Origin of the sequence: Haloimpatiens massiliensis (assembly GCF_900184255.1) — a bacterium.
Classification (GTDB): domain Bacteria; phylum Bacillota; class Clostridia; order Clostridiales; family Clostridiaceae; genus Haloimpatiens; species Haloimpatiens massiliensis.
Genome location: NZ_LT854640.1, coordinates 1,503,390 through 1,524,053, shown reverse-complemented (window position 1 = coordinate 1,524,053; position 20,664 = coordinate 1,503,390). Strand labels below are relative to the sequence as shown.

The window sequence follows — 20,664 nt, the reverse complement described above, 5'->3', positions numbered from 1 at the left end:
TAGGAATTTTACTTTTCCTTAAATATTGACACCCATTACTATGATATTTATCTGCTGTTTTTGTTATATATACTGTTTGTCCATTATTTTTTGATGGTGCTGGAGCAACCCTTTGAGCTGGTTTACTAACAGCTTTATTACTCCTACTGTTAGAAGGTTTAATTTAATTTGTAAAAATTAATTGACTTGGTGGTCTGTTTTTTATATAATAAATACAGACTTAGCGGTCTGTATTTAAAAAGGGGATGTTATTTTGAAAAGAGCAGAGAAAAATATTCAAAGCAAGAATAAAATTTTTCAAGCAGCACTAAATGAATTTGGATCAAAAAATTATAGTAATGCTTCAGTAAACAACATTTGCAGTGATAATAATTTATCCAAAGGACTTATTTATCATTACTTCCAAAGTAAAGATGAGCTATTTTTATTGTGCGTTAAAGAATGTCTTAATGAATTTAGTGGTTACTTGAAAAAAAATGTTATATTTTACATGGATAATGTTGAAAAAAGTATAGAAAATTATTTTATGACTCGTGATAAATTCTTCACGGAAAATAAAGAATTCAGACAAATCTTTTATGATGCTGTCTTACAACCTCCTAACCATTTAAAAAAGCAAATTGGTAATTTAAAGGAAGACTTTGATTTGGTAAATAGAAACTTTTTGGAAAAGCTTCTAAAACAGCTGGATCTTAGAGAAAATGTTTCTGCTGATGAGGCACTAGATTATTTTATTGAATTCCAGGAATTTTTTAATAGCTACTTTCAAAAAAACCAACTTGGAAACAATCATATATCGGATATAATAAAAACACACGAAATACAATGTCATAAAATAATTGATATTATACTCTATGGTATCGCAAAACAGGGGGATAAGAAATGATTGCACTTGATATTTTAAAATTTATAATAATTATAATAGTGGCATTTATAGTTGGTAAACTACTATCAAAGATTAGAATGCCTTCAATATTAGGATGGTTAATTACTGGCATGGTACTAGGTCCACATGCTTTTAATTTTCTTAATGAATCCATAATTAATCAAACTTGGTATCAGAATACAATGCATATACTGGAATGTTCCGTAGGACTTATGATAGGTACTGAACTGGTATGGAAAAAATTACGCAAATCGGGAAAGCAAATTTTCATTACAACACTTAGTCAATCCTTAGGAACCTTTTTAGTTGTATCTGGAGTGTTTGCAGTAATATTTTATACAATGAATATTTCATTATATCTAGCTTTTATTTTTGGTGGAATTGCTTTAGCTACCGCACCAGCACCTGCCTTATCAATTGTTAATGAATTTAAAACCGATGGTCCTGTAACAAGGACACTGATTCCAATGGCAGCCCTTGATGATATAGTAGGAGTGGTAGTATTTTTTTCAGTAATGGCTATGGTTTCGGCTAATATATCAGCAGGACAATTTCCAATATATATGATATTATTGATTGTAACTTTACCTATTATTATAGGTATTGCATCAGGATTATTAGCTGGATTAGTTTTAAAAAAGGAACAAACATCAACTATAACAGTATTACTTGTAGTTGCCATGATATTTGTAGCTTCTGGTATTGGTTTCTTCTTTAACTATATTGTATTACCAAAACCTGCTTTAAACTTCATGATGATTGGTATGTCATTTTCTGCTACATTTTCTAATATGGTATCAGAAAAACGATTGGAAACCATTATGAATTCATTCAATCCACTATTAGTTTTTAGTTTAATAGCCACTATTTTAAATCTTGGCGCTCCTTTGGATTACCATTTAATATTAGGTTCAGGAATATTTACTTTGGTTTATATCCTATCAAGAGCAGCGGGAAAAATTGGCGGAGCATATTTTGGTGCTGTTATAACCAAATCACCTCCAACAGTAAAAAAATATTTGGGTTTTACATTGCTTCCTCATTCAGGTGTATCCCTTGTATTTACAGGAATTGCAGTTTCTGTTTTAAACACCCCAGCACCTGAGAATGCCAAAATCATTCAAGGAACCATTGCAGCAGCAGCTGTTATTAATGAAATCATTGCAGTTCTTGTATCAAAACAAGCATTTAAATGGGCAGGAGAATTTCATAGACAGAAAAAGATTGTAGCGGAGTAGAAATTTTTTTCTGTTTGATAAAAAAGATTAATAAAATAGCGGCAAATATTTTGTCAATGTGACGAGATATTTACCGCTTAAAAAAATCGGGATTCTAATAATACTATTTAATTGTATACATTACTAAATAATTTCATATTCCTTTAGCAACTCTTCAATTTCTGTTCCTCGTATTTGTTTTTGAATTTTACGTCTGGTCAATGGAGGTAAATCCATTTCTGGCTTTTCTCCATCTAGTAAGCATTTACCTGCATCTAACAAATAACGGATATCATATCTTGAATTAAACACTTCAGGAACTCCTTTTTCAACTCCAGTCAATACGTATACTGCTTCCATAGCTGTACGTCCTGAGTATTCAATAGTAAACACAGTATCACGTCCTGGATCATCTAGCGTTTCAGCAAATTGTCCAAGGAAAGCAAAATTTACTGCATTCTTTGGTACAACATAAGGACGATCTCCAAATTCACGAGGCATAAATTGAGATGTGATAAATGGCATCATAACAGGAACTGCAGTACAACTTTCCTCTAATTCTTCAATTTTCTCTGTAGGAACACCTATATGATATAACCATTCTTTTGTAATTTCTTTACCTGTACAATCCCTCAAAGGTTTTTTAATGTAGTCGCCAGGGACATCAGTAAACAAACCATATACCCACACAAGAACGTCTTTTTCAGGCTGTCCATAATACTGTTCTTGACGGTTTATGGTCCAACTCATCAACCACGAAGAATCAACAGCTGTAACTATACCACCTGTTACAGTACGTCCACCATATGGAGAACGTTTTGTGATCTTTTCAATGTACTCAGGAACACGTTCATCATGGCAAGTTACTGTACAAGACTCCCAATTAGATTTTTCTGGATCTGTACAGAATTTATCTGGATGTCCAAATTCATCTGATTGAGCAGATATATTTCTCCACAACCTCCAACATCCTTCTGGTTCCTTATTAAATGGAGCAGGATTATTGTCATCACCATATCCAGAACCTTCAGTCATAGAACCATTTGTAATAAATACTAGATCTTTCTCTGTTAATTCAATAGAAATATCATTTCCATTTTTATCTGTTGCTACTATTCTCTTAGCAACCTTTTTATCATCTGAAATTAAAAACTCAACATTATCAACAGTAACTCCATATTGAAATTTAGCACCATGCTCTTCTAAATATTTAACCATAGGCTTTACAAATGAAGTATATTGGTCATGACGTGAGAATTGTAAAGCTGAAAGATTTGTTAAACCTCCAACATGATGGATGAAACGATTCATATATAATTTCATCTCTAAAGCACTATGCCAGTTCTCAAAAGCAAACATTGTTCTCCATAAAGTCCAGAAATCAGTATCTAAAAGCTCCTCGGAAAAAATATCTTCAATAGATTTATTTTGAAGTTCTTTATCAGGCATGCTTACAAAAGCAGCTAATTCTTTTGCTAAGTCTTGGCCTAAATTAAACTTTCCATTATCATGTCGTTCACCTTGATTTTTAGTAATACGACAATTGCTAGAGTTTGGATCATCATAATTTGTATAATAAAAATGATCTAACACTGTCATATTAGGGTCTTCTGTAGATGGTAATGAACTAAACAAGTTCCATAAAACCTCAAAATGATGTCCCATTTCACGTCCACCACGTGCCACATAACCCATATTCTGACGAATCGCACCGTCTAAAGATCCCCCAGGGATATCTAATTGCTCCAAGAAAGTAATCTTGCTACCATCCATGTGTGCATCACGAATCAAAAAACAACCAGCAGCCAAAGCACCAATTCCTGTACCAATTAGGTAAGCTTTTTTACCATCAATTCCTTTAGGCTTTCTTGCATTTACTAAAGAATGATAACTCCCATTTGTAAGCGTAAGTCTAGCATCATGTGTTTTTAATTTCATTTTTGCCCCTTCTTTCTTAATTCATATTCTTTTAAATCCTACCATTACATTTAAATTTTTTGCATTCAATTTATTAATATATACACAGTACAATACATACATAATAATTTTTCCTTCAGCTTTATAAATACTTGCTATCAGTAGGATTTATTTATTTTTATCATATAACTTTTTTATATCTTTTACATTAGATAAAAAAACTGAGGTGTTCGAAACTCCAACACCTCAGTTTTTTTACCTAATTTTTAGGCATTCACATTAAAATGACTAATAAAAAAAATCTCCTGTTCATTTTTTATCATATACCATTTAAAGCAACACTTCGCTTAAGGGATAAGAGAATGTTTCCATCGAAAAGCTGCCCGATTTGTCTGATAATAATTTCAGGATCTTCATTCATTCCGGAAGAAATCCAACGTAACACCATTTGAGTAAGAGCACACTGATAAAAGGAAGCAATGAGGTTTTTATCCATGGAAGAGGCTGCGATACCTTCGCTTACTTTCTCAACATACCGAATCATTACATTTCCTGCTACATTGTATATATAGTTCTCTAATTCTTCTCTTTGCATGGAATTATATACATGATAAATGGCTCTTCTGTTTTCTAAAGCAAACTTAGTAGCCACAATAAAACTTTCCTCCCATGAAAGTGTATCATTATACTCATCAATGACTCTCTGAAGTTCTGTTTGGAAAATCTCTGACAAAACTGCATATACATCTGAATAGTAATAATAAAAAGTATTTCTGTTGATCTCACATTCTGTAGCAATATCCTTAACTGTGATTTTGTTAAGTTGACGCTCATTCAACAATTTAATGAATGTCTCTCGAATCATTTTTTTGGTATATTGCTGTACCAAATTGCCACCTGCTACTCAAAATATGGTCAAATGTATCCATATTGAGATTCTTACTGCTTCAACGTACTCTGCCTTGCCTAAGCTACTACAGTTTGTATAGCACTCCACAGTCGTTAATTCCCCAAATAGCCTTGGGTACACATATAAGTGCTTGTTTAATTAAGCTATCTTATATTCTTTAGCATTAGCTAAATTTATTGAAGCATTTAAATCTCTATCAATAGAAAGCCCACAACTGCATTTGTAAACTCTATCAGATAGTTTTAAATCTTTCTTATATGCTCCACAACAGCTACACACTTTACTACTTGGATAGAATCTATCAACTATTCTTACTTCAATATTATTTTGTTTGGCCTTTAAAATAAGCTTAGTTCTAAATTCATAAAACTTTTGCCCAGCAACCGCTTTAGCTAAATGTCTATTCTTCATCATTCCACTTACATTTAAATCTTCAATAGTTATAAAACTTGGTTTTTGTTTTATTAACTCATTTACTGTTTTATTTATGTAATCAGTTCTTATATTTGTAAGTCTTTGATGAAGTTTTTGTACCTTGACTATTTGTTTTTGGATATTTTGACGAGTAGCTTCTCCTTTCTCTTTTTTATTTCTTAATTTTAAACTTTCATATTTCCTTGAAAGTTTTCTTTGCTCACGTTTTAGTTTCTTCTCTGCTTTTTTAACTGTTTTAGTTTTGTTAACATTCTTTTTAGTTAAGCCATTATTACAAATTGCAAAATCTTTTAGTCCAAGGTCTACGCCTATTCCTTCTGAATAAGGTTTATTGTCTACTTTAATAGCTTCTTCAACTAAAATTGAAACAAAATATCTATCTGCTTTTTGACTTACTGTACCACTTTTAACTATGGAGTTAACTGGAATGTATCCAAATTCTTTTAATCTAATCCAGCCTAAAGTCGGAACTTTAACTCTATGTCTTTCAATAGTCCAATCTGTTTTATTATTCTTTGGAAAGTAAGCTTTAACATCTTGGTTTTTCTTTTTCTTAAATTTAGGAAAGCCACTTTCCCCTTTAAAGAATTTCTTAAATGCTTTTTCTCCATTCATAATGGCTTGTTTAGTAGCTTTGGAAGACACTTCTTTAATCCAAGCTTTGTCAGGATGATGAGGAATATATTTGTTATTAAGCCATTTAGAAAAATCCATACCACTAATAAATTTTTTCTCTTTTTCATAAACTTCTTTATTATGAGCAATATAAAAATTGTATATAAACCTACTTACACCAATAGTTTGATGAATTTTAGTTATCTGTTCTTCTGTTGGTTTAATTTCTATTTTGTATGCTTTTTTCAACTTCTTCATCTTCCTTTATCTTTTTCTTATATTTTCTTTGTATTGCTCATAAGTATAATATCTCCTATTTGTTGGTGTTCTAAATGCTTTTAATATTCCTTCGTTATCCCATCTTTGTAATGTTCTAACTGATACATTAATTAATTCTGCAAATTCATTTGGTTTATAGTTATTATTCTTCAAATGTACTCACTTCCTTTTCATGAGTGCATTTTACTATATTTAATTACTTTTATTTATATTTTAAATAACTAAAGATATCTCCTTAATGCTTAATCTGTATTTAAATTGTAACACAGATAACTTATTTGCAACTAGTCCAATATATAGTTTTTTACCATTAGTATTTTATACTGTTACTTAGTTCTTTACTTTTAACCAGATTATCCATGTTGTTTGTTTTTTATTGCACTATTGGTAGCAAACATACCTAAGAACCCTAAAAGACTTAGGCCTTGTTATAATACTCAATTTCAAATTTATTTCGCACATGCTTGAACAAATTTAATAGGAACATCCATTTTTTTTGCTGTTTCTTCTACCGTAAGCCCACTATCTAAGAATCGTTTACATACGATTTTCAAGTTTTCACCAACTTCTATAATATGCTTGTCTAAATCATAGAAACGAACCACTCTTTGTCCCCATCTATGTTCATAAACAGGATGTACGTATTCAATGTATTTAATAGTATTTAGTTTTTCAATAAAGCTGTCGAAATTGTCTTCTTCAAAATATAGTTCAGCGTCGTTGCCATTAAAAATTATTTCATTTTCATTTTTCTGAATAAACTCTTTCCAACTTTCTTTTGTTTGCAGAGCAACACCACCGGTTAAAGTTACATTAGCTCCAAAGTCCATAATAACCCTTAATCCTAAAACCTCTTTATAGAATATTTTTGATTTCTCCATATTAGTTACAACCAACATAGGATTCTTAAATTTCATAAAATATCCCCCTTTTAAATTTGATTTTTTAAAGTTGCCAATATATAATCTATTGTTTGCCCTCTCAACATACACATCTTTAACATTGATGTGTTACTATCTGTATGTAAGTAGTTTTACGCTTAAGTGCCTAACTTAGCTAATGCTGACCACTTCTTTTTTTAAAAAGTAAAATTAGGCATTATACCCCTTCATTAATCCCTTTAAAATTTTCTTCTTAATTAACTTTCTAAACATTAGCTTCAATATTAAATAAATTATAAAAGTATGATTTATTATTTATAAGTTCATGGAAACTTCCCATTTCTTCTAAAACTCCATCTTTCATAACTAGTATTTTATCGTACCTTTTTAATAAATCTCCAGATAATTTATGTGTAATAACCAAAGCTGTACTGTCCTTCAAGTCGAGAATGGAATTTTCAATTTTCCATGATGTTTCATTATCTAATGAAGATGTGGCTTCATCTAACAAAATAATAGGAGTATGTCTTATTATAGCCCTGGCAATAGAAATTCTCTGTTTTTCGCCACCAGATAGGTTACTTCCATTTTCACCTACAAGTGCATTTATTCCGCCCTCCATATTATTAATTATGCTACGTAATCCCGAAAACTCTACAGCTTCCTTTATTTCCTCTTCACTATAATTATTATATAAACATATATTATCCTTAATATCTGAATCAAACATAAAAACATCTTGATGAATAGCAGACATTAATCTATATAAATTGCTGAGTTTAAACTCTCTACTATCAACTCCATCAATATATATGTTTCCTTCATACTCTGTATAATATCTTAAAAGCAAATTTAACATAGTAGATTTTCCACTACCACTTTGTCCAACAATAGCATATTTATTTCCCTTTTTTATAGAAAAACTAATATTTTTAAGAATTTCTTTACCTTTCTCATAAGAAAAACATACATTTTTAAATTCCATGCTTTCATTAAATGCTTCCTTCTCCATACCTTCTTCACTTGGAATTTTCTCATGTATAATGCGTAAAACTTTACTTTTAACAAGTTTAATAGATTTTAAATCAATAACTTCATAAGTAAAATCCAGAACTGCCATATCAACAATATCCATAAGCTGAATAGCTGCAATAAGTATACCTGCTGTTGCTTTTCCCTTAATAACTAGATATGTTCCTATGGCTAGAGAAACCAATAACATAAGGTATGAAAAGAAAGCTGTTAATATATTTACAAAACTATTGTAATTCTTATATTTAAGTTCTGAATCCTCTGCTTCATAATTTATTCTTCTAAATTCTTTACTTATTCTATCATGAATATTAAAACTTTTTATTACTTGAAATCCTTCAAAAATATCTTTAATCTTAGAAGTAAAAACACTTATCTTCTCTGATTGAAATTCCTTTTTACTAGAAAGATATTTTTCTGTTACCCTTGGAATAAATAATGGCAAAATACTTAAAATTACTATAAAAGTTCCTATTAATATATCTAATTTAAATATAGCGTATGCACCAATAATTACCTGTATAATTGTTTGTATCAATGCAATTATACTTTCAAAATATACTTCTTTTATCATATTCATATCATTTGTAAGTGTAGATATATATTCACCAGAGTTACTACTGTTGAAATTTTTAGGATTTCTTTTTAACAATTTATCAAAAACATCATTTTTAAGGTCCATTGACCATTTTTTTATCAATATATTATTTACTATCTTTTTAAAGTACTCACTAATTAAAAGTGATATTATAACTACCCCTGTAATAAGAATTGTACTCTTAAATTTGTTAATATCCTTTATAGTACCTATATCAACCAACTGTTTCATAAGAAACGCCATGCTAGTGTTGCATACTGCTACTAAAATTGTTAATAAAGTGCTTAAAATTAACAATTTCTTTTGTTTTAAAATATACCTCTTCATCTTGTCTCCTCTTTCCCCATTTATTCGCTATAATAAATATTTCACTGACACATTGTTGTAAACTACCTTTAAATATTTCAAAATATTATAATTTACAACAGATAATTATTTTAGATACAAAATAACCATATATACTAATTAATTACGATTTAAAAATCTATACTCTGTAACATCACCACAAAATTCATAACCAACACTTTGATATACATGATTTGAAACTGGTTTGCGACGATCAGCATATAATATCGGCAAAATCCCTTCACTATATATCAAATGGCTTTTTATAACTAGTATAAAGTATATAAGTCATAGCAAATACTATTCCTAAAACCACCACTATGTAAAAAATTAAGTCAAATATATGTGATTTTACAGTAACCTTCATTGTGTAATTATTTGCTTATTTATGCTAATTATAGCATATAAAAACATTTATGTAACTGGTAGGGTTAAGGTGAAAATATAAAAACCGACCTCTTTTGCCGGATTTAAAATCCAACTATTAAGGTCGGTAATAATACTTAAAACAACTAATTGTAGAAACTCTCATTTACATCACAGATATCAACTTTCTGAATCTAAATTTACTATCCGTGCGAATTTGCAAGATTTATCACTTTATCACATTCTTTCACAAGTCTCTCATCATGTGTGGCAAGTATCACGATAGCACCACTTTTTGAACGTTCATGCAATAGATCTATTACCAGTTCACGATTCTCCGCATCAAGAGAAGCTGTGGGCTCATCAGCATATATAATAGTGGCATTTTTATAGATTGCTCGTGCTACTCCTAAACGCTGTTTTTCTCCACCCGAAAGCACTAATGCAAGCTCTTTTCCTCTACCATCAAGTCCCACATCTTTAAGAACTTCTTCTACCTCCTTGCTGCGTGCTTGATGTTTGTTGAAAGTAACGTTATACGCAACACTCTCATCTTCAATAATCCCATAGTCCTGATAAATAAATGTTGCATAGTCATGCCAGAATTTTGTTTTTTGTTTGTCATTCCAATTAGTTATATTTTTATCATCTATAAAGATATTGCCGCTACTTACCGTCTGAATTAGGCCAAGACAATTAAGAAGTGTTGTTTTTCCACAGCCTGAAGGTCCTGTAATAGCAACCATTTCCTTGCTATGCACCTGAAGATTAACATTTGTAAAAATCGTTTTTTCATTAATAATTACACCTATATTGTTAGCTTTTATGTTCATGTTATTACCCCCTTTACAACAGTATTCTAATAGTACCTATGGCTCGTTTGATGAAATGTTTGTCTTGCACATAATCTATATGCAAGTAAACTTCCAACTGCGTATAAAAGAGCAATAGATAAAGCAACAATAATTAAAATAAAAATCGAAGGATATTTAATTTTATAAGCGACTACAGCTCCAACTATAATTACAATTGGAACAGTAAATAATTCTTTTCTTACTATAGGTTTGATTATAGAACTATATGTCCTTCCGAAAGTATGCAATGTAAAAATACGTTTTCGATTTGTTCCTACCCACAGCTGTGCACTCATTATTCCTGCAACTAACATCGCTGATAGAATAAGAATACATGCCATCATATAATACCTACCTTCCTTATTAAACTTTTTTGCCCTCTCTATAGCTAAATCGGCAATTCCATCAATTGATGACACATACGGCTTAACCGGAGATTCATCTAATGCTGAACGCAATTTTTCTTCATTGGAAAACACCACATTTCCACTGGATGCTGCATAAAGTAAGAATCCCTTCATCTTGAGAATTGATACAGGATCATCTACTAAAATTACCAGTGGGTTTTTTGCTTGGACTGTCTCTTTTGCAAGACCAACATTAGGTGGCAGAGAAATAAAATTGTTCCCTGTGTATTCATAAAATCCAACTCCATCCGGCTGCATCTCTCCAGTCTTTGTCCAAAGTGGCAATTGTTCTTTAAAAAACGTTGCAAGCGGTAATGATATCTTATGAAAATCTATTGAAGTAAGTTTTCCTGATGTTCCTTGTTTATCTATGCCAACCCCAAAAGCATCAACCCACGCATTATCGGTTATGATTACATGATCATATTCCCCCATCTCTTCTTTAGTCATAGAAATAGCTTTATCAATAACAAGAGATGTGCGTAGATTATTCTCACTTTGCATACGTTTAAATAATGATTCAACCTCAGGCAACATTTCTTTAGTTTCCAATGGATCTATTTCACTAAAAGACATTCTTACAGTTTTTTGCATACTTTGCCACAAAGAATGTTCTTTAGCTAAACGATATGAAATTATTGCGTCACTGGCTGTGGAAGGGACAACAAGCAATGCAAGAAAAATCGTTATAGCACCAGTGATATTCCCTAATTGTTTGAAACGTTTTAAAGGAATTTGTCTCTGTGCAATATGTTGTGATTTCGGACTCGCTATCAAAGAAAAAACAGTGGCAAAAACACCTATAAGCACAACAACAGCAATTAATGTAACAAAAGTTTTCCACCCCACCAACGAAACCTGTGCCGTGCCACCCTTTAATGCTACATAAAGAAGTGAAACAATCCATCCTACAAAAACACTTGGAGCAATAAGGCTAATTATCGTCCTCATGTCCTCAAAATGAATTTGATTAAGACTCACCCCGCCAAGTAGCCTTAATGTGCGTGATTTAGCATGAATAACAAACCATGAAATCAAAGTTGTCAGTAATAACAAAAATGCTGATAACACTGCATTACCTACACCAGTTAAAAACAAATAGAAATTAAGATTTTTAAAAAAAGATATGTTTTTATACCATGAAAGTCCAAGACCATTTTTTTTAGCCCATGTATCCAGTTCATTTCGAAAAGCCTCTCCACCTTTCACAGCATATGTGCCAGATAATGGTTGACTACCAATATCTGATGCCGGAATAAACTGCCCTGTTAATGACGAATCCAACCATCCTATTTTTTGATTTTCAATAACAACTCCTTTATGTTCAGGTTCTTCTGTACCAAACCAGATTATGCCTTTCTTATTCCCATAGTTATCGGAGTCTATACTTACTTTCACTAATGTAGCATCATTTTGATCAACAATTTTATTCAAATTGGAAATAAGCTCTTCATTATGAACTTCATTATCTTCGGACTTACCCACAAACAGATCAAATCGCTCTGTTGTGCCCAATGGCAGCATTTGTTGTGAAGATGAAACAGACTGAAAAGCAAGCAAAAATACAAAAATTGAAAGCACTACACTTGTTAACCTAATAGCACGCTTAATCATATAATCACCCCTATCATCTTTAGGTACATGAAAATAAATAACAAGTCAAAGATGCTGGTATATTTTGTGTCAGACAAGGAAGGAGGTTCCGCCGCTAGTAGAACTATCGGTGGGTTCTGCTGACGCAGTATGACGACTCAAAATAGACTATCATACTGACTTGTTATTTATTTGAATGTGCCTTATATATAAATACGAAATATCGCTTATATCTTTTTCAATCAGTTACACATTTCATAATCATTGTTTATTCTTTTCTATGATTCCTATAATCCATTATTATGATCATTCTTTTGCATTAACTGTATTTAATATAAGCCTAATTGTTAATTATATTTTATAATAAATATCTATCCTATAAATTACAAATTTCGTAAGTATTTCTTACTTTTATGTTTTTTATATTATACATTATATTTAAATTTTTATTTTCTGGTATAATTACGTTTTTAACTTGTAATTCTCTTAGTTTTCTTGCCATAATTTCTGTACTGGCAAGTGTCCAAATAATAGTTCATGTTCTTAATTCTAGTAAAATATGTTTTTTAGGTTTTTCTAGTAAATTATGCAATTCTTCATCTGTGTAGATTTCTTTTATCACTTCTTGCTCTTTTACTGCTGGAATTAAAAATTCTTCTAGGATACAACCTTTTCTCATATAAAACACCTTGTTTTATAATAATTTTAGGTATAAAAATACCCATGAAATTACATTTTTAAACATAAAATCATAGGTATTTTTTTGCTATTTTATTATAAAACGTATGTCAAACCGTTGATATATCTATTTTATATCTTATTCCCACTCAATAAATTTATTCTTATTGAAATCCGCTTATAATCAAGCCTTACAAAAACTTTTCTTATTTTGGTGTGTTTTATGGTGGGAAACCTTATTTATTATAATAATATTTTTCACAAAATAGAACAATATTATTTAATTAATTTAAACTCTATTTTAAACGAATGTTGATAATAAAACATATAAAAATGAATAAGTCAATTTGTCCACTTTACTTAATAAAAATATATAGCATCAAAGAAACTAGATGAATTAATTTAGTACGTTTTAAGCTTTTATTTTTTCAAAGCTAATATATATAGTTTAATAAATATTTTAAGTTCTATTTCCACTCAATATTACCAACAATATATTCCACCTTGTCTACAACTCTTTTTGATTTTTTATTGACATTTTAGTGATATTTAACGTTAACAACACCAATGTAGTTTTTTATAAACTACTCCAATAAAGGGAATGTAAATTTTCTTGATAGTTTTTGAAAATACTTCTTTGTCTTGTCTTAAAAGTAATATTTCTAAGAAAATCCTTTTTATTTATATCCCATTCAAAGAATTGATCATTACTATTCTTTAAATAATCTACAAATAAATCCCCCATTATCTCTCCAGCTGTTGTCCTAGTTCCTGTTTTTAATACAGAAATAGTGGAATCAATTGCATTTTGCTCATCTGTTGTTAGAAATGATGCCTTATTAAATATAATAATCCACCAAAATTCTCTATACGTGTAAACGCTATCTTTTTGAACTATTGCCTCTATTCTTTCAATAAGTGTACTTCCTATAATATCTCTAATTTCCTTGTAATAACGCTTACTATATTGAGAATACATTAAGTATGAAGCCCATAAAATTGGATTATCTTTTTCATGCAAATCTAAAACAATATTTTTTTCTTGTCTATATGGAATTTCAATCTTAGCCTGACAGCAAAATAAAATCAAATTAATTATGTCGCTCAAATTAGCTTTATCAAACACAAACACATATCTATTAAATAAATTTTGTAATTTATCTTTTTTTTCAAATATATCATATTCATCTCGAACATAACTAATAATTGATAATAGCTTTTGAGTATTTCCATAGTTCGGGAAAAAAGAATAAACATAAAAAGCCAAATCCAAAAAATCAAATACAACACTTCCAGAAATGCTATCTCTAAAAATATTAACATTATCCTTATTTCTGCCAACCTTATTTAACAAAGTTCCCAAGAAATAAGCAACTATCGTCCTATCCTTAACTTCATATTTACATATCAACTCATTAAACTGATTCATTATAGTTCTCTTACTTGTTGATAACACCATACTCTTTAATAAATGTGGTTTAATTATTTCCTCAGACTCTTCTTCACAATTTTCTTTATGATAATTCTCCACAAAAGCCTTCTGTTCATCATGAGAATAGAATAACAACGTACTTGCTCTATTAGTAAAAAGATTTGTGTCATTCAGCCAGCCTTCCAAAACAAATGGAACCTTACTTTTATATAATTTTCCTTCATTAAGTCGTAATAAATATTTACGAGAAGCTTCTGCATATAAATCAACTATTTTACTTGCTAACTTTTCAGATTCTGCAAAAATAAATATATCATCAACATAACGGTAAACATTATAATTTTCTCCTACTACAAAATTTTGATTTAGAAGCATACTATATACATCTCTATCTATAGTTTGTAATAACATTTCTGCGACCATTCTAGAATACTCAGGACCAACAACTATTCCATTTGATGTTCTTGCATTAATATTCATCAAGATTCTATCTATAGAAGTATATATACTTCCATTTTTAAATTCTTTTGTATCGTTCACATCCTTTCCGATAATCCAATTAAAGGTATGCGTATATATACTATCAAAACATGCTTTATAATCTGTACGAATAAAATACTTATATTTACTATTTAATACGAGCCACTCTTCCGACGATGTAAATGCAGCTATTGACTTGTATGGACCAATACTAAAGAACAATCCCGTTTGTTCAATAACCTCTTTTCCAATATATTTACTCAAATCACTAAAATATTTGGTAACAGAACGATTTTTATTTTTATAATATAATTCATTATTTTTTCTATGATACCGTAATGAAAAAACAGCATTTTTATCTAATAGTGTTAGCAATTCTTTATGATAAATGCACACAAATAAAAACAATTGCATTGCTGCCATTGGTTGTAACAGGCTTAACTCTCTTTCACTATGAAGTTGTTTCATAATAGTATATTTCAAAGGCATAGTTGCCCAATTACTACTTTTTTCAAACAATTTCACTTTGTTTTTATTCTTCATTTCTATCATTTTTTTAATCATATCATCCACTTCCTTGTTTTTACTCACAAGGAAGTCATAAAAATAGATGTATGTAAATTGTTCTGATAATTCAGTTGGTAAAACATCAGTTAATATATAATCTAGCTGATTTCTCTCTATGTTATTAAGATCCATTGACTTCATTCCAATCTAATAATATAATTTTATGTGAGCGATATATCGCTCACGTAATCTCTTAGTAACTTAGTTGCTAAGTTGTGTTACACACGTAAGCAATATAATGTACTTTACCGCAAGGTTTATACGTTGTATAAGAGTAGCATCATTTCTTCGGAGATGATGCTACTCTACTTTAATCATCTCAAGATAATCGACCACAATCCTGTAATAGTCTTTGTTCCAACTATTATATGTTGGATCAAGTTTCTTAATCCACTTCAAAAGTGTTTCTTCAGAAACCCCTATGCTTTTTTCAAACATTATAGTTCGATTTCTTTTCATAGTTGAATATAAACTATATATGCTATCCTCTGTCATGGATTGCTTTAAAAAATAAGGAATTACAAGTTTATATTTTCTTAATAAGTTTATATATAAGCTTTTCAAAAATGTTTCCGTATCTTGAATTAATGCATCAGTGTGATACCTCAGCTCATTATAACTTGCAACAACTCCTTTAGTTAACCAATCAAATGAACTACTCCCTATTGTTCTAGCAATAACTACACGAGAAGAATATAGTTTAATTCTTTGTCGTAGCAATTCCAAATTATTATCCTTTTTATACTGAATAACCGCTCTTTCAATTATACCAGTATACTTTCTTCGTTTTTTTTTCGCTATTCCATATACAAATTGCATTTCCTTTATTGGTTTATTGCCTTTTGTCTTAGTAACCTCTTTAATTTCATACTCATAACCCAAAAAATTAAATTTTTGTGTTGTTGAAAGATTTCTTCTAGATATAAACGAAAACTTTCCTGGTGCCATACTCAATTTAACTGGGCATTTTCCAAAAACCTCACCTATTGTTTCCTTCATAATATCTTCAAAAATCCTTTGAGAAATATATCGATTAGTTATTATCAACATATCATCAACATATCTTTCATAAAAAAACACACCATATTTAGTTAGCTTTGCTTTTATCCGCTCATCAAAATCCCTACATACAATTTCTGACATCCCATTAGATAAACATAATCCAGCAAAGCAATACTTAAATTCTGATATATATTGTTCTAGCAATTCCTTGTCTGATCTACTCATCACTGATTCACGAATATATTTATTATATACATGTTCTGTTAACACACTATCAAAAAAAGATTTAAAATCTGCTCGTATTATTACAAAATCATTCATATCCTTTATTACAGGTAATATATTAAATAAAATATTTATTATTCGGCTTCGGCTAGCATATCTGATTTTAAACGCCTTATCCACTTGCCTCTTTAAATATTGGCAAAGTATATCTTCACACGACAACTTAGGATAACTATACACTACTCTTTTTTTCCCTTGCTGTGTAAATACTTCTCTTTTATATCCATTAAAATCATAACTTTCACGTTCGATATCATCAAATATACGTTCAGTTTTAACATCTACTTCTGCATCCGTCAGCGAGAAATCCCTTTGTCTAACAATTTGCCAAATCTGATTTTTGTTCATATCACTTCTCCTTCATATATGATTTTCAATTTTCCCACTATTTTACCTATTCATCTAAACATCTCAGCATAAAATTACAATAATATATTTACTAATATTTCTATCACAAATAATATAATACCACATCTTGAAATTATTACAAATTCAACCACCACTTCATATTAACATTTTATTAATAATAAATATCCACCAGCTAAGCTGGTGGTTTTTCTTAAGCCCTATAAGGGCATTTTACCAGCATTGTGCCTTAAGCACGTGTAAAAGTATCGCCAGCCGCAATTTAACTGTTACTTGCCACCCTTAAAAGGGTCCATATATTCTTTAATACTTATTTGATCGGCGATCATATCTTCATTTTGTTGATTTTTTATATACTCTTCTATCGCCTTTCTATTTTTTCCTACTGTATCCACATATGAGCCAAATGTATTAGGAAAACTGCAAAAACCCTTATTCTATGCGGGATAAGGGAATACTAAAATAAAATATGAGCTATCACATTACACAGGATACCGCCCAATTGGACAAGATGGGCGGTATTTTTGTATCTGGATAGCGGAACTTCGGGTCAACTTGACCCGAAATTGAAAGGAGGGATTGCAAATATCCCGTTGGGGCTTGACCTAAAAAATCAAGTCCCTTTTTTCATGACATAAAACAGATAAGGAGGAAAAACGCATGACAAAAAATGAGCCAAACAAGCCGGACGAAGTAAAAACCGCCCCGGCCCAGGAAGCAACAGCAGAAGAAAAAAACACGCCTGCTCCCATGCCGGAGATTGGCGGAGAAGCTCCTGCTCCGGAAAAGACCGCCGAGGAAACAGCGGCACTTCCCCGTGAGGACGAAACCGCCCTGTCTGAATCCGATAAGGACAGACCGGAAGAACCTAATCGCATTGACATTCCCGCCCCCGGTGATGTGGTGGTTTCCTTTGACAAAATCAATGAGATTGTTTCCGGGAAACAGGCGGCGGTAAAGGAAGCGGAACAGACTACCCTCGAAAAACAGGAAGCGGAGCCAGCAGAAAAAGCGGCAAAACCGGAACAACCGGGCAGAAAACCGAAAGGCCGTCCACCTAAAACCACCGAAAAAGCAGACAAAAAGCCTGCCCGCCCTGTCAAACAGGAAAAAGCACCAAAGGCCGTAAAGTCGGAGAAACCGGATAAACCGAAACAGACCGCAGAAATTGGCGGCGGGGCTTCTGCTTTCCCGCAAGCTAAGGAACAGGCACAGCAGGAAACGCCGCCCTCTGCCCCGGAGCTGCCGCCCGAACCGAGGGAAGCACCCCGCCCCGGCGAACAGGAACAGATTGTTTACCTTAATCTTTTCGAGCTTCACGCTTTCAAAGACCACCCGTTTCAGGTTCGTAATGATGAAGAAATGGCGGCTATGGTGGAAAGCGTTAAGGACAAGGGCGTTACCCAGCCTGCCATTGTGCGCCCCCGTGAAGATGGCGGCTATGAAATCGTATCAGGTCACCGCCGCCAGAAAGCCAGCGAATTAGCTGGATTTGCGGATATGCCTTGTATTATCCGCAACATGACGGACGAACAGGCCATCACGCAGATGGTAGAGGACAACACCAATCAGCGTGAAAATATCCTGCCCAGCGAACGGGCCAAAGCCCTGCAAATGCAGTTGGAAGCCATCAAGCGGCAGGGTGCGCGAACCGGCAACGGACAGCGTTCCAATGAGGTCGTAGCCGAGCGCAACAAAATGACCGTCAAGCAGGTTCAGCGGTATATCAAGCTCAATGAGCTGGTTCCCGACCTTATGAAAATGGTGGACGAAAAGAAAATCGCGTTCACTCCCGCGGTGGAGCTTGCGTTTATCAAGCCCAAAAATCAGCGGTATATTGCTATCGCTATTGAGGGCCAGCAGTCGGCTCCCTCGCTCTCACAGGCACAGCGTATGCGTGACCTTGACCAAAAGAAGCTGTTAAACCCCGATGTGATTGACGGAATCATGTTAGAAGAAAAAAAGGAGGCAGACAAAGTGATTATTTCAAGTCAGGAACTTTCCCAGTATTTCGGCAAGGAGAAAACACCCCGCGAAATGAAGGATACCATTATGAAGCTGCTTGAGGAAAACAAGGCAAAACTGAAAGAGGTTTCGGCTCCTCAAAAGAAAGCCGAACAGGAAAAATAAGCACTTCGGGTCAAGTTGACCCGAAGTCTGTGTATGCGGGGCTTTGCCCCGCACCCCAAAGCTCTAAGGATATAATATATTCCCCGTCGCCATATATCAGGTAGCATAACCGGGAAAATCGGTCAAGAGCCTGCCGCCGTAGGCGGTGCTTCGCACTCTTGACGGATTTCTCCCGGTTATGCTTTAAGGCAGTCAAGCGACGGGGATATAGATTCCTTTGAGCCGCGCCCTTTCCAAAGCGTGGAAAGGGCGCGGGGATAGGTTGACACATTCAGCGCAACAAGAACGGAGGTGCTTAAATCATGAAACGACCTTTAGCATACATTACTGCCGCGTGGTGCGGCAATCACGATACGGATACCAAACAGGCGGCGCAGTATTGCCGGGCAGTTTACGAAGCCGGTTTTTCCCCGGTTTGCCCGACCCTGTATCTTCCGCTTTTTCTCAATGACGCAATCCCGGAGGAACATAAAAGCGGCATTGATATGAGCCGGGATCTCCTGCGCCGCTCTCATGTGCTTGTCGTATGCGGAAGCGATATTGACGAGGACGTGAAAAACGACATTGCCGTTGCCGGGCGGCTGAACATCACGGCAACCACGCTGGACGGGATTCTGACCGTGAAAACGCAGGGACAGGAAAAAGACCATGCTTGAAGCCTTTGTTACCAATCTTGGACGGTATAACGAGGGATATTTGGACGGGGAGCCTTTAAAGCTCCCCGCCACCACCGAGGAAGTGCAGGCTCTTTTGAAGCGTATCCATGTGGACGGTGTGGGGTATGAGGAAATTTTCATTACCAATTATGAAACCGACGTACCCGGCCTGCGTGACTGCTTGGGCGAATATGAAAGCATTGACGAGCTGAACTATCTGGCTTCCCTGCTGGATGATATGGAGGAATGGGAGTTAGAAAAGTTTTCTGCCGCCGTGGACTTCGGGGAGTACAACAGTGTACCCGCCCTAATTAACCTTACGCAAAATCTGGATTGTTTTGAGTTTTACGCCGGGATTGAGAATGAGGAAGATTTGGGGCGATTCTATATTGATGAAATGTGTACGCTGGAAATCCCAGAGCATTTAACAAACTACATTGATTACGAAGCCTACGGACGGGATATGAGCATGGACGAGGACGGACGCTTTACAGATGGCGGCTATGTGGTGCGGACAGGCGACAGCTTTACCGAGTTTTACAGCGGCAGGGACGATTTACCGGAGGAACACCGAATTTTTGCTTATCCCAAACCGGAAAAGCTTTCTATTCGTGACACCCTCAAACAGTATCAGCAGATGATTGACAACGCGCCCGCTCCGCAAAAGGCTCACATTGCCCCGGCCTGTGAGGAACGGTAAAGCCACTTCGGGCCAACTTGGCCCGAAGTGTGA

16 protein-coding genes and 2 pseudogenes are annotated in these 20,664 nt (G+C 33.2%); 5 read left to right on the top strand and 13 right to left on the bottom strand.

The annotated features are described in order from the left end of the window. Nucleotides 1-253 precede the first annotated feature (253 nt). Both C1715_RS15395 and C1715_RS15390 read left to right on the top strand, forming a co-directional pair. A complete protein-coding gene (locus C1715_RS15395) occupies nucleotides 254-886 on the top strand; it encodes a TetR/AcrR family transcriptional regulator (protein ID WP_180964111.1) in 633 nt (210 codons plus the stop codon). Next, nucleotides 886-2,124 carry a cation:proton antiporter gene (locus tag C1715_RS15390; RefSeq protein WP_180964164.1) on the top strand — a complete coding sequence of 413 codons (1,239 nt, stop codon included), beginning with the start codon at nucleotides 886-888 and terminating at the stop codon, nucleotides 2,122-2,124. The genes C1715_RS15395 and C1715_RS15390 overlap by 1 nt, the downstream gene beginning before the upstream one ends. 123 nt (nucleotides 2,125-2,247) lie before the next feature. Here the strand turns inward: C1715_RS15390 and C1715_RS15385 are convergent, their stop codons facing one another. From C1715_RS15385 to C1715_RS15335, 13 genes and pseudogenes are all read right to left on the bottom strand, one after another. After that, nucleotides 2,248-4,041: an oleate hydratase gene (locus C1715_RS15385; RefSeq protein ID WP_102401277.1), complete on the bottom strand. Its 1,794-nt coding sequence runs from the start codon at nucleotides 4,039-4,041 to the stop codon at nucleotides 2,248-2,250. A 298-nt stretch (nucleotides 4,042-4,339) separates the two neighbouring features. Next, nucleotides 4,340-4,909 carry a TetR/AcrR family transcriptional regulator gene (locus C1715_RS15380; RefSeq protein ID WP_102401276.1) on the bottom strand — a complete coding sequence of 190 codons (570 nt, stop codon included), beginning with the start codon at nucleotides 4,907-4,909 and terminating at the stop codon, nucleotides 4,340-4,342. A gap of 159 nt (nucleotides 4,910-5,068) precedes the next feature. After that, nucleotides 5,069-6,238 (bottom strand): RNA-guided endonuclease InsQ/TnpB family protein, encoded by a 1,170-nt coding sequence (locus C1715_RS15375; protein ID WP_180964110.1) that lies wholly within the window; start codon nucleotides 6,236-6,238, stop codon nucleotides 5,069-5,071. Beyond that, nucleotides 6,216-6,412 (bottom strand): annotated as a pseudogene (locus C1715_RS15370) (MerR family DNA-binding transcriptional regulator); the annotation flags it as partial. The gene C1715_RS15375 and the pseudogene C1715_RS15370, both read right to left, overlap by 23 nt. A gap of 296 nt (nucleotides 6,413-6,708) precedes the next feature. Then, nucleotides 6,709-7,176, bottom strand: coding sequence for a VOC family protein (locus tag C1715_RS15365; RefSeq protein WP_102401274.1), 468 nt, complete (start codon nucleotides 7,174-7,176; stop codon nucleotides 6,709-6,711). Between the two features lie 229 nt (nucleotides 7,177-7,405). Further along, entirely contained in the window at nucleotides 7,406-9,097 is a 1,692-nt protein-coding gene (locus tag C1715_RS15360; RefSeq protein ID WP_102401273.1) for an ABC transporter ATP-binding protein, read from the bottom strand. A 587-nt stretch (nucleotides 9,098-9,684) separates the two neighbouring features. Continuing rightward, entirely contained in the window at nucleotides 9,685-10,314 is a 630-nt protein-coding gene (locus tag C1715_RS15355; protein WP_102401272.1) for an ABC transporter ATP-binding protein, read from the bottom strand. Nucleotides 10,315-10,340: 26 nt separating this feature from the next. Beyond that, nucleotides 10,341-12,356: a DUF6619 domain-containing protein gene (locus tag C1715_RS15350; RefSeq protein WP_102401271.1), complete on the bottom strand. Its 2,016-nt coding sequence runs from the start codon at nucleotides 12,354-12,356 to the stop codon at nucleotides 10,341-10,343. Between the two features lie 355 nt (nucleotides 12,357-12,711). Further along, nucleotides 12,712-12,837: a hypothetical protein gene (locus tag C1715_RS20100; protein WP_278320118.1), complete on the bottom strand. Its 126-nt coding sequence runs from the start codon at nucleotides 12,835-12,837 to the stop codon at nucleotides 12,712-12,714. 33 nt (nucleotides 12,838-12,870) lie between these two features. Continuing rightward, on the bottom strand, nucleotides 12,871-13,014 hold the full coding sequence (locus tag C1715_RS19530; RefSeq protein WP_180964109.1) for a hypothetical protein: 144 nt from the start codon (nucleotides 13,012-13,014) through the stop codon (nucleotides 12,871-12,873). Between the two features lie 576 nt (nucleotides 13,015-13,590). Beyond that, nucleotides 13,591-15,624 carry an RNA-directed DNA polymerase gene (locus tag C1715_RS15345; protein ID WP_180964108.1) on the bottom strand — a complete coding sequence of 678 codons (2,034 nt, stop codon included), beginning with the start codon at nucleotides 15,622-15,624 and terminating at the stop codon, nucleotides 13,591-13,593. A 168-nt stretch (nucleotides 15,625-15,792) separates the two neighbouring features. After that, nucleotides 15,793-17,127, bottom strand: a complete 1,335-nt coding sequence (locus C1715_RS15340) for a reverse transcriptase domain-containing protein (RefSeq protein WP_102401269.1) — start codon at nucleotides 17,125-17,127, stop codon at nucleotides 15,793-15,795. A 287-nt stretch (nucleotides 17,128-17,414) separates the two neighbouring features. Beyond that, a pseudogene (locus tag C1715_RS15335) lies at nucleotides 17,415-17,549 on the bottom strand (IS200/IS605 family transposase); the annotation flags it as partial. Between the two features lie 256 nt (nucleotides 17,550-17,805). On the opposite strand from C1715_RS15335, the gene C1715_RS15330 reads away from it, so the two are divergent. From C1715_RS15330 to C1715_RS15320, 3 genes are all read left to right on the top strand, one after another. Next, nucleotides 17,806-19,275, top strand: a complete 1,470-nt coding sequence (locus C1715_RS15330; RefSeq protein WP_029161781.1) for a ParB/RepB/Spo0J family partition protein — start codon at nucleotides 17,806-17,808, stop codon at nucleotides 19,273-19,275. A 302-nt stretch (nucleotides 19,276-19,577) separates the two neighbouring features. Next, nucleotides 19,578-19,931 (top strand): DUF7768 domain-containing protein, encoded by a 354-nt coding sequence (locus C1715_RS15325; RefSeq protein WP_020072985.1) that lies wholly within the window; start codon nucleotides 19,578-19,580, stop codon nucleotides 19,929-19,931. Beyond that, nucleotides 19,924-20,631, top strand: a complete 708-nt coding sequence (locus C1715_RS15320; protein ID WP_020072986.1) for an antirestriction protein ArdA — start codon at nucleotides 19,924-19,926, stop codon at nucleotides 20,629-20,631. Before C1715_RS15325 ends, C1715_RS15320 begins: the two co-directional genes overlap by 8 nt. Nucleotides 20,632-20,664 lie beyond the last annotated feature (33 nt).

Bases quoted from the DNA above. Each gene is read 5' to 3' on its own strand.
- C1715_RS19530 (WP_180964109.1), bottom strand. From the start codon at position 13,014: ATGAGAAAAGGTTGTATCCTAGAAGAATTTTTAATTCCAGCAGTAAAA.
- C1715_RS15320 (WP_020072986.1), top strand. From the start codon at position 19,924: ATGCTTGAAGCCTTTGTTACCAATCTTGGACGGTATAACGAGGGATAT.
- C1715_RS15345 (WP_180964108.1), bottom strand. From the start codon at position 15,624: ATGGATCTTAATAACATAGAGAGAAATCAGCTAGATTATATATTAACT.
- C1715_RS15385 (WP_102401277.1), bottom strand. From the start codon at position 4,041: ATGAAATTAAAAACACATGATGCTAGACTTACGCTTACAAATGGGAGT.
- C1715_RS15355 (WP_102401272.1), bottom strand. From the start codon at position 10,314: ATGAACATAAAAGCTAACAATATAGGTGTAATTATTAATGAAAAAACG.
- C1715_RS15360 (WP_102401273.1), bottom strand. From the start codon at position 9,097: ATGAAGAGGTATATTTTAAAACAAAAGAAATTGTTAATTTTAAGCACT.
- C1715_RS15365 (WP_102401274.1), bottom strand. From the start codon at position 7,176: ATGAAATTTAAGAATCCTATGTTGGTTGTAACTAATATGGAGAAATCA.
- C1715_RS20100 (WP_278320118.1), bottom strand. From the start codon at position 12,837: ATGGCAAGAAAACTAAGAGAATTACAAGTTAAAAACGTAATTATACCA.
- C1715_RS15325 (WP_020072985.1), top strand. From the start codon at position 19,578: ATGAAACGACCTTTAGCATACATTACTGCCGCGTGGTGCGGCAATCAC.
- C1715_RS15330 (WP_029161781.1), top strand. From the start codon at position 17,806: ATGACAAAAAATGAGCCAAACAAGCCGGACGAAGTAAAAACCGCCCCG.
- C1715_RS15340 (WP_102401269.1), bottom strand. From the start codon at position 17,127: ATGAACAAAAATCAGATTTGGCAAATTGTTAGACAAAGGGATTTCTCG.
- C1715_RS15375 (WP_180964110.1), bottom strand. From the start codon at position 6,238: ATGAAGAAGTTGAAAAAAGCATACAAAATAGAAATTAAACCAACAGAA.
- C1715_RS15350 (WP_102401271.1), bottom strand. From the start codon at position 12,356: ATGATTAAGCGTGCTATTAGGTTAACAAGTGTAGTGCTTTCAATTTTT.